The 13,141-nt window shown below is 38.6% G+C and carries 11 protein-coding genes; 2 read left to right on the top strand and 9 right to left on the bottom strand.

The window, feature by feature from the left end; all coding sequences use genetic code 11:
• Nucleotides 1–402: 402 nt before the first annotated feature.
• Nucleotides 403–663: a helix-turn-helix transcriptional regulator gene (locus JMW90_RS08945; protein WP_201563344.1), complete on the top strand. Its 261-nt coding sequence runs from the start codon at nucleotides 403–405 to the stop codon at nucleotides 661–663.
• 155 nt (nucleotides 664–818) lie between these two features.
• Here JMW90_RS08945 and JMW90_RS08940 read toward each other — a convergent pair whose 3' ends face one another.
• The 3 genes from JMW90_RS08940 to JMW90_RS08925 all read right to left on the bottom strand — a co-directional run bounded on the left by JMW90_RS08940 (nucleotide 819) and on the right by JMW90_RS08925 (nucleotide 3,627).
• A complete protein-coding gene (locus JMW90_RS08940; RefSeq protein ID WP_201563342.1) occupies nucleotides 819–962 on the bottom strand; it encodes a hypothetical protein in 144 nt (47 codons plus the stop codon).
• 529 nt (nucleotides 963–1,491) lie between these two features.
• Nucleotides 1,492–3,144, bottom strand: a complete 1,653-nt coding sequence (locus tag JMW90_RS08930) for an RNA-binding domain-containing protein (RefSeq protein WP_201563340.1) — start codon at nucleotides 3,142–3,144, stop codon at nucleotides 1,492–1,494.
• A 72-nt stretch (nucleotides 3,145–3,216) separates the two neighbouring features.
• Nucleotides 3,217–3,627, bottom strand: coding sequence for a DUF3293 domain-containing protein (locus JMW90_RS08925; protein WP_201563338.1), 411 nt, complete (start codon nucleotides 3,625–3,627; stop codon nucleotides 3,217–3,219).
• A 182-nt stretch (nucleotides 3,628–3,809) separates the two neighbouring features.
• Between JMW90_RS08925 and JMW90_RS08920 the strand changes: the two genes are divergently transcribed.
• Nucleotides 3,810–4,547 (top strand): CBS domain-containing protein, encoded by a 738-nt coding sequence (locus JMW90_RS08920; RefSeq protein WP_201563336.1) that lies wholly within the window; start codon nucleotides 3,810–3,812, stop codon nucleotides 4,545–4,547.
• A 527-nt stretch (nucleotides 4,548–5,074) separates the two neighbouring features.
• On the opposite strand, the gene JMW90_RS08915 is transcribed toward JMW90_RS08920, so the two are convergent.
• From JMW90_RS08915 to JMW90_RS08890, 6 genes are all read right to left on the bottom strand, one after another.
• Nucleotides 5,075–5,914 (bottom strand): M48 family metallopeptidase, encoded by an 840-nt coding sequence (locus JMW90_RS08915; protein WP_201563334.1) that lies wholly within the window; start codon nucleotides 5,912–5,914, stop codon nucleotides 5,075–5,077.
• A 6-nt stretch (nucleotides 5,915–5,920) separates the two neighbouring features.
• A complete protein-coding gene (locus JMW90_RS08910) occupies nucleotides 5,921–9,262 on the bottom strand; it encodes a type I restriction endonuclease subunit R (protein ID WP_201563332.1) in 3,342 nt (1,113 codons plus the stop codon).
• A gap of 17 nt (nucleotides 9,263–9,279) precedes the next feature.
• Nucleotides 9,280–10,437, bottom strand: a complete 1,158-nt coding sequence (locus tag JMW90_RS08905; protein ID WP_201563330.1) for a ComEC/Rec2 family competence protein — start codon at nucleotides 10,435–10,437, stop codon at nucleotides 9,280–9,282.
• Complete coding sequence (locus JMW90_RS08900; RefSeq protein WP_201563328.1) at nucleotides 10,434–10,571, bottom strand: hypothetical protein; 138 nt, start codon at nucleotides 10,569–10,571, stop codon at nucleotides 10,434–10,436. The genes JMW90_RS08905 and JMW90_RS08900 overlap by 4 nt, the downstream gene beginning before the upstream one ends.
• 12 nt (nucleotides 10,572–10,583) lie before the next feature.
• Nucleotides 10,584–11,951: a KAP family P-loop NTPase fold protein gene (locus tag JMW90_RS08895; RefSeq protein WP_201563326.1), complete on the bottom strand. Its 1,368-nt coding sequence runs from the start codon at nucleotides 11,949–11,951 to the stop codon at nucleotides 10,584–10,586.
• Between the two features lie 138 nt (nucleotides 11,952–12,089).
• Nucleotides 12,090–13,082 (bottom strand): restriction endonuclease, encoded by a 993-nt coding sequence (locus JMW90_RS08890; RefSeq protein ID WP_201563324.1) that lies wholly within the window; start codon nucleotides 13,080–13,082, stop codon nucleotides 12,090–12,092.
• Nucleotides 13,083–13,141 lie beyond the last annotated feature (59 nt).

The following is a 13,141-nucleotide window of genomic DNA, read 5'->3' as shown; positions in this document are numbered from 1 at the left end:
GCACTGTAAGTTCTACGTTTGGGTTTGTTAGGTGGTTGTGTTGTCATGTTAGTGTCCACGATTATTAATCGTGGACACTATCTCGCATTTTTTAAGTGAGGGAAAGATGGGATGGTCGGATGCTTACGTTAAAGAATATATTTATAAAGAAGCAAATATCTGGCTAAATGATAGGCTAAGAAAAGCAGGTCGTATTTCGCAGTACTGAAGAGAGTGAGATTATATATTGAGGCAATATATGTTGCTGAAAGCAATTTATTTTAAGGGAGCTGAATATTCAGCTCCTTTTTTTATTGCTTCAATGAAGCCAAACCGTTGGACGGAATGGGATGCCGTAAAAAAATATAGGACTCGGTAACTGTATGAGAGGAAACGCTCTCATACACTTATAAGGAATAAGTCATGGAAAACTTGAATACTAAAAACCAAAATAACACCGCTAATCTCAGTACATTATGCTTACCACGAATGTTGCCATTGAAAGAAGTAACGTACCATACGGGACTTAGCAGTACTACCATTTACGATATGCTAGACAAAAAATCTAAACGCTACGACCCTACCTTCCCTGTTCAAGTAAAAATTTCAAAGGGTCGCGTAGCATGGGTTGAGAGCGAGGTAGCTGGATGGATTAAAGGGAAGATATCTGCTCGGGTTCACTAATCAAGGATAAAAAAGGCGAATCACTCTAAATGACTCGCCTTTTTTTATAGTGATTTTTCTGAACAGATTTTTGAGTGATAACAATCCCAAAAACCTTAAACGATATATCGAGTGAACGCTTAGTAAGCATAGCCACTCAAAGATTTTAAATACTTTTACGGATTTTTATGAACAAAGGTATTGTCTGGCGCATCAGTGTCATCACCGAATAAACCAATCTTAGCTTTCTCCCTGGTAACCTCAGGATCTTCGTTTTGATCATCCTCATCGTCGTTTTGATCATCATATGGATCGCTCATCATACTTTCCTTATAGTCACTAAATAAGAAAGTAGTATCAAATGATTAAGCTAATATTTCAAGCATGTTTTTAACAATTTGTCGAAAAATATTTTTGTTAGGCTCTGTCATAATACAATCTTAAACTTTTCTAAAAACCTTCATTAAGATCATGTTCGGCAGTATGATGTAGCTCATGCAATATTGCATAATCAATGCATTCTTTTGATTTTTTTAGAAGGGTAGATTAATTCTTGAAGCCATTTAATAATTACAATTATGATTATTTTCAATTAAAAAAAGATTATTTAAACCCTCTAACCCTTATATAACAAGGGTTTAAGCCTCTCTCTAGAGATCGCCACTTCTTTATTTTTCTACCGTTTATTAGAAGACTTCCTAAGCTGCGTCAAGTGGAATTATTATAGATAATTTATATTTATAAGTAAGCAGAAGATTGGCGAAACGATAGACTCAGACAGCTACTAGGCTCTTTTTAAAACACTTTAAATAGCTGAACCTAGCTAGGCTTAGCTGTTTTTAGCTATCCTTAGCTATTTGGAAGAGACCAAGACCAACCCTCAGAAACGACTAAACCATCTCGGCGCATTTTCTGTAATAGGTTACGCACTTTATGTTTGCGCTGTTTTTCATCTAACACTTGCGGTAATTTATTAGTCAGCATCTTATCAAAGTCAGCTAATCTCCCTCGCTCAAACGTCTTGAGGTACTCTATAATTAAGCTTTGATAATGCATGTCATCTAAGCCGCGCATCTGCATATACTCTGCCTGTTGCTCTGTATGCCTCGCAACATCAGCGGCTATGATATAGCTATTTTTGCGCCCTTCAATCAGTGACTTTTTGCGTAGTGCTTCTGCTTCGTTTTCAGTAATCGCTTGTCCTTTTTGTACTTTATCAAGCGCTATGATATCGTTTAATGCGAGATTATCGACTGTCGCTAGCTGCTTGGCATACTCTTGATCAAGCACTTTACCTGTGAATTTTACGCGTACTCTTTCATGGGTCAAGTCATAATCTGGTAAAGGAAAAAATCGCTTATACTGAATCTGATACATTTTTTTGATGCCACTACCAATGGTGTCCATCATATTTAGACTAACCATAGCATTAACCAAAAATGGATTACGATAGCTCGCTTCAGGCGCATCTTGTAGCAAGACGTTTTCGATGGTCTTAGGGATAAACTCACCACTATTTTGAAAAATCAGTGTCGAGTCTTCTTTTTCAACCACCGTAATACGTCCACCCAGACGATAGTCTTGATGACCAATGGCATTGCTTAATGCTTCACGGATGATATAGGGATCATACTGCTGCACCTCTTCAGGAAACAGCGTACCAGCAAGCATGTAGCGGTAATTTAGGTTTCGGATTTTGTTATATACCTCGTCCAAGGCTAACAAAAACGGCGGTTCAAAATGCTGATAGTCTTTTTCAAACCCATCAACACCTTTTAGTATCCAAGTAATACGCGCTTGCGCTGGGCTCAGAAAATGAGTGGACTCAGGCAGTCCTAGTAAGATAATCGCCGTGTTGGTGACCTGACCACCAATGGTAATTTTGGCTTTATTTAAAAAGGTGATGTCATCCCATTCTTGGATGTCTTCAGCCAAACGCTTGTTTTTGTCAGCAAAGACTTGTCTGGCAACAGAAATGGCTTTAGGGTCAAGGTCTTCAAGCCTCGCCTCGTGACAAATCTCAGCACTCCAGTCATCCGCTCGGTTTTGCCACAACTTACGGCTTTGATCTGGGTATTGCTTAAGCAGTTTTGTGAAGCTACCAATACGGATATAAGGCTCATGCAAAAAACTAATAGGAATATCGGTGGCTGCGGGAATTTCGAACATTACTACCGCTTTACCATCAATCTGTAGCTCATGAATTGCAAAATGAATCTTAGGGCTTAAACGGCTAACCAGCCAATGCTCTAAGTCTTCGTTGCCTTTGGCTTTTTTTGTCTTCGGGCTAAAGCTTGTACCCACCATGTGATGCGTACCATCCTCTACACCAAAAACCAAGTAGCCAAACTTCTTGTCAGCCAAACAAGCCCCATTGGCAAGCGCAGATATCCGCTTGCCGATCTCATCAGCACTATGAAAGTTATGCTTAAACTCAAGCCATTCTTGCTCGGTGGGCTGTTGAGTCAGACTTAGGACAAGGCCTTGGTAATAGTTGGACATAAGAACACTCTATAACTGACTAATGTAAGTGATTATAGTTAAAAAAACAGATTATAATAAATACTATGATTTTTAAACAAAGCCTGGGTTCAATAAAAGCTCAGGTAGACCGTCTGGGCTAATATAAACCACAGCATTCTGTTTAAAATGGCAACACAAACTCAAGCTAGTATTTTTGTCAACTGGATAAGCACAGAAGCTATCTTCTCGCCATTGTCCATCAGGACTCTCGCCATAACCATCGATTATATTTAAACCTTGCTTGATAAGCTCTTTCTTTAACTCAACATTAGCCCTTCTATTTTCTGTATCAGTAATCTTTTTACCTAATGGGTTCCACGCAGTAATAAAAACTGCGCCTTTGGGTGACGAAGGTTCCAATAAAGTCCTAGCGTCTGTAGAGTATTGCATTATTCTTAAAACAGTAACATTAAAACAATAGTGAGTTTGCTCATAGATTCGGATTAAGGTAGGGCTTAGCATTGAAAAATCTCTTAAAGTTTGAAGATGGGTGTTCAATCAACACTATGGGTTGATTGGAAATATTAGTATTATGTAATAACTATTTGATATAGGATTAACAAACATTAAAAATTTTACATTAATAAAGGAGGTAGATATCAAACTTACCTGCTACAAATAGACCTTAATTCATTAGGAATAATATGAATAATATGAATAATATGAATAATATGAATAATATGAATAATTCTGAAGGTTTTTTAGAGACTTATAACAACCTTGATCAGTATCTTAAAAAAGAAATCAGAGCTGATGATTATGTCAGTTATGCAAATAAAGTAAGAAGTTCAAAGAACACTGTTGTAAATAAATTTAAGGATGAACTGCTATCTTTCGGCAATTTAAGAAACGCAATAGTACATAACCCTAAAGTAGATAATAAGGTTATTGCTGAACCTCATGATAGTACAGTTGAAAGGTTCAATAAAATTTATGAAATGATAACTAACCCTAAAAAAGTAATCCCCACCTTTCAATTTGATGTTTTGGGGGCACATGAGGATGATTATATCAATAATATCCTTAAGGAAATGAAGCAAAAATCATTCTCTCAATTTCCAGTGTTGGGTTCAAATGGAACTATTATAGAGTTAATTAATAACAATACTATCTCACGTTGGTTGGCTTCTAAAATAGATGAGAATGGAGAAATTATCATAGACGGTGTAACCGTCGAAAAATTAATTCCAGAAATTGAATTTAAACGTAATTATAAGTTTATTTCTCGTGAGACCTCGATATATAAAGCTTACGATTTATTCTTGAAGCATATAAACGAGGAAGGAAGAAATCTTGATGCTCTGTTTATTACTCATAATGGAAGAGAAACAGAGAAGCTGTTAGGTTTAATTACTATTTCTGACTTAGCTCTTTTGACATAAAGTGGCTCAAGCTTGTTTAAACCTAATGGTTATGTCAGTCAAGATGCCAATACTATCGCAAATAGCTCTGTCAGTACCAACTGCTGGATATTGCAGTGTGGACGAAGAAACGGGTAATACGGCTTGTTATATTTATAAGGATAATAAGCTTATACAAACCATGAAGTGTAAGTACGATTATACTGAAGGAGCTTCATCTTCATATAATTTTACGTATTTGACCTAAACAGCGAAAGCCTTTAATAATATAGAAATAACGAGTGATTATGATGAGGCTGATGATCTAATTACTTTAAATATTAAACTTGCAATCGAGCAATATCGTCATCCGAAAACCAAAAATATTATCAGCGATGAATACGCACAATCAGGTAAAGACACTTTAATCTGCTATAAAAATATCAAGACAAAATTTGAAACTTGCAGTTAATTATTATTAGGTCTGAAAAATCAATAAAGATAAGCCACTTCATTTACGAAGTGGCTTATCTTTATTGCGAACCATAGACATACTCTTTTAGTCTACTTCACTCATTCAAATAAAACTCGGCCATCCCATCAAGCTTGGCTTTAACCTCTTTCCAATTGGGCATAACTTGCGTCAATAAACGCCAGAATTGCTCGCTGTGGTTGTACTCAGCTATATGACATAGCTCATGCAGGATGACATAATCAATGCATTCTTTTGGTGCTTTGACTAAATGCGGATTAAGTATTAAATTGCCTTTAGTTGAGCAGCTCCCCCATTGCTTTTTCATTACCATTAATTTAAATGAAGGACTATTCTCGACCCATGAAGCCTTATAAATCAATGACTTAAGCCTCTCTCTAGAGATTAATTCAGCTCTATTTTTATACCATTCATTAATAAGGCTTTTCACGAGAGCAGCTCGTTCATCCAAGCCTAATTCAGAATCAATTTGAGACAACTCTACATTCAGCTTACCGCGACTAAGCTTCACAGTGCGGTTTATTGTATCGTCAGCCCCAGAATTAATGATCACTTTTAAGACATAACGACGACCCAGATAAAACTGGGTCTCACCACTGACGTAACGCTTAGGCAATACATGATCTTGTTGCTTGGCAAAATCTTGTAAGCTTTGCCATATCCAGCGAGCACGTTTCATCATCGCATCATATATCATCTCGTCACTAGCATCGATAGGTGCTGTGGCGACCACACGCTGATCAGGATGTACCTTGATAACAATTTTGCGAGGTTTGGTCTTTTCGGTGAGAGGTTTATCGCTTTCGGGCTTACCAACTACTTTCTTGTGAGCGGAGTGTTTGCGGGTAAATTCCTTACGTACTACTTTATAATGGATCTTGTCTTCACCATAATAAAAGTCGCCATTATCAGTCATTGCCTACTACCCTCTTGCTGCTCGTGGCCTACTTGTTTCTCTCGACAGCCCAAGTCGGGTAATCTTTAGCACCTCTTCAATGAGCTGTTGCGCTTTATCGATACCCAAGTCAACAAACAATATTGGCAATAGCTGTCTATTAATCGCATTTTCAATCTCACTGGCATTGATGGAATATTCCGCCACATTGGTTTTAACCACTTCATCAATCTCAAAGGCGTAAGCGACTAGCTTGTCATTATCTAGATCTTTATCCGCTAAGAAGTCAGCGTCAAATAAATACTTAAACAAACCAAAGTATGCCTGAGCATGTTTGTTTAATTTGCCACTATCATCGATAAAGTCATTCGGTACATCAGCGACATCACGGTCTTTGACGGCTTGCTCAAAGTCAGCAAACATCATGTACTGCTTCACGGGTGCATCGAACATCGCCTTAGCTTCTTCAATGGCTTTTTTTAGGAGCTTAGAGAAGTACTCTTGCGCATACGGATCATCAGCCAAATCTTGCTCAATCATTCTAGTGACACGACCAGTAATTTTATCGGTTTGGTTACGGGCTTCATCGTCACTCATCGCTTCAGGCTTAATATTTTTTCCTAGGTTATCGACTAGGTAAACGCCTTTTGCTTCTTTAACCTCAAGCCCTGCAATGTGCTTATCGAGTAAGCTACGAATATCCGCTTCATACTCATCGTAGTCGATGGTTTCATCAGCATCTTCACGGACTTGCTTACGTAGATTGATAAAGGCTTTTAGATCGGCTTTGTAGCGATCACGCTTGCTATCAAATGATTTATCTTCAAAGAAGGACGCTGATTGCAAGGCAATCTTCATAGCGTTAGAAAACTCGGTCAAGGCAGCATAAAAGTCGTCACGCGCTTTAAGCTTGGTATCGACTACTCTGCCGTCGATCTCTTGCATCTTTGGCGCAAGCACCTGCCTTAATGCTTGTCCGTCTTGCTTATTTTTTACTGATGAGAAGATCGCCCACAGCTCGCTATGCAACCTTGGTAGCTGTTTGTATTCGGTATCCATGGCGTTATACAGACCTTTAAGATCTTCGATATCAAAGCCACCTTGCGTACGCTCGGCAAGATCCTGGTATTTCTCAATGGTGATATCCAGCTCTTTTAAGATGCCCCGATAATCAATCAGATAACCAAAGCGTTTTTTCTCATGCAAGCGATTCACCCGCGCAATCGCCTGAATGAGGTTATGCTGCTTTAACGGTTTATCGATATACAGTACCGTGTTTTTAGGCTCATCAAATCCCGTTAATAGCTTATCAACAACGATCATAATGTCAGGACCATCGTCCTGACTAAAGGCTTCTATGATGGCTTTGGTATAGGATTTTTCATCACCGCCGTATTCAGTAGCGACATTATCTTGCCACCAGTTTTGTACGATGTCTTTTGATTCGCCATCGACAGTATCATGCCCCTCACGGGTATCAGGCGGTGACATGGCAACCACTGAGGTCACTTTGCCAATCTTATCTAAAGCGATCTTATAGCGGATAGCTGAGGCTTTAGAATCACAAGCCAGTTGACCTTTTAGATGCTGCTGTTTAAAGTTTTGAAAGTGATCAGAGATGTCATGAGCGATCAGCTCAATACGACCTTCAACCTGATAGATTTGACCTTTTTGGGAGAACTTACGTTTGAGATCACTCTTTTGATCATCGGTAAGCTTTTGGGTGATACGGTCAAACCACGCATCAATGGCTTGGTCATTGGTATTGAGCTCAGGGATACGCTCTTCATATAACAGTGGCGTGACGGTTTTGTCTTTGACCGCTTGCTGCATGGTATAGGAGTGAATGATGCTACCGAATTTGTTTTCGGTCTTATCATCTTTCAATAATGGCGTACCGGTAAAAGCAATAAAGGCAGCGTTTGGCAGGGCTTGGCTCATGCGAATATTATTCTCACCATTTTGGCTACGGTGACCTTCATCGACCATGACGATGATGTTTGGGCTGTCGTTGTAGCATTCCTCATACTTAACGGCTGAGCCAAACTTATTAATAATGGAGAAGATGACGCGCTCATTACCACGACCGATTTGCTGCGCTAGGCGGCGACCAGAGGTTGCCATCGCATCTGTTTTGTCACGATCACTGAGCACACCACCAGAAGCAAAGGTTTTACTAAGCTGAGTTTCAAGATCAACACGGTCGGTGACGACAATAACACGGCACTTCGCGAGCGCTTCTAACCAAATAAGCGCTTTGGAGAAGAACACCATAGTAAAAGATTTACCACTGCCTGTAGTATGCCAAATCACCCCACCTTCACGGCTACCCTTGTCGTCAAAAGTGCTGATACGTTCAATCAGAGCTTTGATACCAAAGACTTGCTGATAACGGGCAACGATTTTGCCCGCCTTTTTATCAAACAAGGTAAACATGCGCATCATTTCAAGCAGGCGTTCAGGCTGCAAAAGACTGATAATTAAGCGATCTTGATCGGTAACGACTAGATCACCGCCATCAATCAATAACTGATATTCTTTTTTAGCAAAAGTAGGACGATGAGCAAACAGATTCTCAATCTGCTCAGGACTGAGCGGTTGGTTTTTTATACGGGCAAACTCAGACTCAGAAATCTCTTCCTCGACCCATTTTGCCCAAAACTTCTCTGGCGTGCCGCAGGTGGCATACAGACCATCATTACCATTAACCGCTAGCAATAACTGGCTATAAGCAAATAGATGTGGGATTTGTTTTTGACCTTGGTTACGGATGTGCTGAGAGACAGCTTGCGCATTGGTCGATTGGCCTTCTCTATTGGAATCAGGGCGTTTGGCTTCAATCACTGCCAGCGGTAGACCATTCACAAAGCAGACGATATCAGGAATGATATTACCTGTACCCTCAGCATTTTGTACGACAAACTCTTCGGTAACGTGAAAGCTGTTGTTATCTATATTTTCCCAATCTATCAGGCCGATGGTTTGGGAGGTTCTTTTGCCGTCGATAAACTCGGTCACGGTCACGCCATAGAGCATGGCGTTATAGAGGGTTTCATTAGCTGTCTGCAAGCCTAAGTTCATGGCTGGATTTATCTCGTGCATGATCTTGTCAATGGCACTGTCTGATAAATGCTGCGGCTTACCTTCAAACATGAAGGTTTGCTTGGCTAAGAACGCACGCATGATGGGCAATAACACCACTTGGTTAGTGGCTTTGTTAATATTCGCCTGATTCGCTAGCAGCTTACTGCTACGCATGGCGTTACATTGGCTAGGCGGAATAAACTCATAGCCTAGCGTAGTAAGCAGTGTTAAGGCAGGGATTTTTGAGGCAAACTCTTCTGCAAAATTAATGCTATGACTACTCACTTACAACTCCCTACATTTTACCCACGGTCAATTAAACAATCAAAGGTCTGTTCAAATTTGGAGTTTTGTTGCTCAGTCACTGATAAAACACTAAAAGGACTGAGGAAAAGCTCTTTTATAACTTCTGCTGATGGATGTCCATAACGATTGTTCGTGCCGTATGAAACAGGACATATTAGATTAGTAAAACCGTCCAATGACTTTAGATCAAAGCTATGTTTAGAACCATGATGAGGTACTTGAGTCACTCCAACATATCTTTTATACGATGAATATATGTTACTTAATTGAATTTTTTTAAAGTCGCAGTCTCCAGTATAAATACACCCAGCTTTGCACAGGTAGGGGTGTGGATCTGAAAGGTCTAACAACTCTGATACGGTTTTACAGCCGCATGAATCCCTTTGATTTATCGTTTCGTCAGGCCCCGAATAAAGCAACATTGAGTTCTCGTTAACAGTTCCATCTAACGAATCATAAATTTTTCTAAGCGTTCTGCGTGTAGTAGGCTTAATTATTTCATGAATAGTATAGGTTGAGTCAGTTTGTAATTTTTTAACGTTAAAATTTTGAAGTTTAAGCTCTTCAACTAATTTGGCATGACGATTTCTATATTTGTAATTATAAGGAACGAAAACCCATCTTGATGCTCTTCCAAGAGTCAAAGGCCTACCGCTATTAATTGTCATAGTGTTCGAGTTTTTTCTGTTAAATTGTGGAGATGGTTCTATAGGAAGTTCTATTAAATCTATAGGATCATCACTCTCATCTCTATCTGGACTTTGACTGGACCTTACTCTAATAATGTTGGTATGCTTACCAAAGAACGATTCAGGGCTATCAATCATCCTCAGAATATTTAGTGATAAAGCACGATTGATATTAACCAGCACGTTTCTATGCTCATCTTTTAATAAAGGAATAATAACAGTACGAATACTGTGAACTGACTTTATCAACGTTGCAATTGCAGAAATATGGTCATAATCGAAATGAGATATAAAAAGGGCATGTATAACCTCTTTTTTAGAGAATGCTGATTTTACTACTGGGTCCGCATGGCGTCTTGGTGTGGATCCACAATCATAGACTATATTAAAGCTATTATGACGCTCAGTATAAAAACCACCTTGCCCTATAGGATGAAATGTACGAGTTACTTTATAGCTTTTCATTCTTCATCAACCATAAACAGCTTCTCACATGTCAATGGTTGGTTTGAACCAAATTGATAGCCCAGCGTAGTAATCAAGGTTAAGGCAGGGGTTTTTGAGCTGAATTCTTCTGCAAAATTAACGGCTGATATCATCACATACTCCTATTATTCAAATGCCATTATATTTGCCGTTTCTAAAATTTCAGCTACAGCTCTATCCCTATATGGGATTTCTTCCATAAAATTCACATGTTTCATGTATGAATTCCATTTTTTCTGCTGATCGTCTGATATAGCATAGTTATCCTTATTTTCATTGAAGTCAGTAGTCAGAGAAGCCATGATAAATTCACATACTTCAGGTATTTCACGACCGTCATCTTCAAGGTAAGGTAATTTTGTTACACCCAAGAAATTACCTAGCAAATCAGCATCAACAACGCCTTTTCTAATCTCTCTTAAAATATCAGGTCTAAAGCAAACTAGCATGACACCAACTAATCTCAACAACGAATAACCAATATATTGGTTAGGAATAAAACGATGCGAATTGGATAGTACTTGTACAACTTCTATATGTAGAACTAATGTCTCTATCTCTCTGAGAGAAAGACCTTGGTGCCTAATAACTTTTATAAGAAATTTTATTAAAAAACTATCTGATAGTAAGTCACTATGTAAGAAACCTTTTTCTCTTATAAGCTGTTGAAAATAAGCACTAGCAGCTAAAATAGGATTCGCCATATGTCGCTGAGAATGCGGTGATAACTCAAATCGAAATTTAATAAACTTATCTAAATAACGCTGTGCATCAACTGCCTGACCATAACAATGATTTATAGACGCTTTCAATTGCTGAGTATTAGTAATAAGTACGAAGCTAACATCTGGTACATCAAACGTATGCTTGATTATCTCGAGCATGTCGACTGCAAAATTTGGTCTACAGCGATCAAGTTCGTCTATAAATATAATAATAGGATCTTGAGATGCAATAGCAGTTAGAGCGGTTTGTAATGTTTTTAAGCTCTTTTCTGCCTCCACATGATCTTTGAGTATTAACTCTGCTGTTTTATCTATTGAATCGTCAGCTGCTTTTTGAATTACCTCATCAAAATCATTTGCAATATCAGCAAAGTCTTGTCTCAGAAGATGAGAAACACCAGCTTTAGCAACTGTTTTCAAAGTGTACCGTACAGCTGGCAATACTCTATTTATAAAAGCCTTTCTACGTGGACCGTCAGGTAAGATTTTAATAATTTCTGCGAGTACAGTCATCAAAGGCTCATCAACATGATCAGCTTTGAAAGCGTCAATATAAATTATATTGTGTGTATTATCTTGCTTCATTAGATTTATAAGTTTATGGCAAAACTCGGTTTTACCTGTGCCCCAGCTGCCATCAATAACCATTGGTGAAATATCTATATCAGACTTCAGAAGCTTAATAACTTTTTCAGCGATACTTTTACGTTGAAACTCATCACGCCCACCTTGTCCATCGAATGTTTTTGCCGTAATGTCCATATCCATTTCACTGTTCCTTTGATTGAACTTAATAAATTATTATTAGAAGTTAACATTAGCGACTGACATCCGTACGATCACTCGATATCTATGAATACTTATGACGGTTTATACAACCCATGTCGCACATACATTTTATCTTTGTTATAGCAACGTAGGTAAGTTCGATATACCAAGTGCTAGAAGGCTTTGTTCTGATAAATGTTCAAGGTTATCAAATATCCAGTTGATAAAATCTGCGCCTGCCAACACCGTCACATCATACAGTTCTGCAAAATCAGTATTTTTAAATTCTGCCGTTGTGATGAGTACTCTATCAATGTGCGTGTAATCATCTTCATTGATCTCGTACTCTGCCACCTGTCTAACACCATGATTCCCTGTTGTACCCTCATGATGTTTTACTTGAATAAAAATGCCTTCTGTTTTATCTGAAAACTCCGATAGACGTGTGGCAATGATATCCACGTCTTGTATGCCCGCTTTTTCATTTTTTGCAGGTATACGAGCTTTGTAGCCTTTGGCTTCTAAAATTTCTTTAATCAGTTGCTCAAGACCGATACCGCCAGATTGTAGATTGATGCCTTTATTATTGCGTAATCTCGTCAGCAGCTGCGCTTTAAACTTCTCTGTGTTTTCTTGTAGTTTCAGCTCCTGTTCGTTATTCCACGTATATAGCTTGTCGTTTTTAATAGACTCAATGTGCTTATACAGCTCTTCTGAGAATTCATTTAAATCACAAATAGTCGTGCGAATCTTCAACCGATTTTGAAGTGCCGTTGATAAACTGCCTCTAGGAATAAAGTAGCCGTCCTTATGCTTTAGATAGCTAACTGTGATTCTATTTTCCCCATATTGAAGCCCTTCTGTGCTCGGATGATAATTTTTTTGCCCGACCACTTCAGCAATAGCGATCGTGCCAGAGAACGGTACAATCACATAGTCATCTTGCTTAAGATTAAAATAGCGCTTTATTTGATTTGTTTGTCGTCCTCTGTCTATACCTTGAAATCCTTGGTCAATTAAATCTTTGACAGTTTCAAATTGAGAGAAATTAACACTCGCCCAACCATAGCCGATCTGACTATCTTTAATGAGCTTCGGGCTTCTGACCATCACAAAGTTGACTTGAGTCATTTACCAATTTCCTTTTAAGTGAGATATAAAAACCAACCGTATTCTATATGTATATTGAT

This window comes from Psychrobacter glacincola, from assembly GCF_904846215.1.
GTDB classification, from domain to species: domain Bacteria; phylum Pseudomonadota; class Gammaproteobacteria; order Pseudomonadales; family Moraxellaceae; genus Psychrobacter; species Psychrobacter glacincola.
The sequence above is the reverse complement of the archived record's forward strand: the minus strand, read 5'-3'. Positions and strand labels throughout refer to the sequence as shown.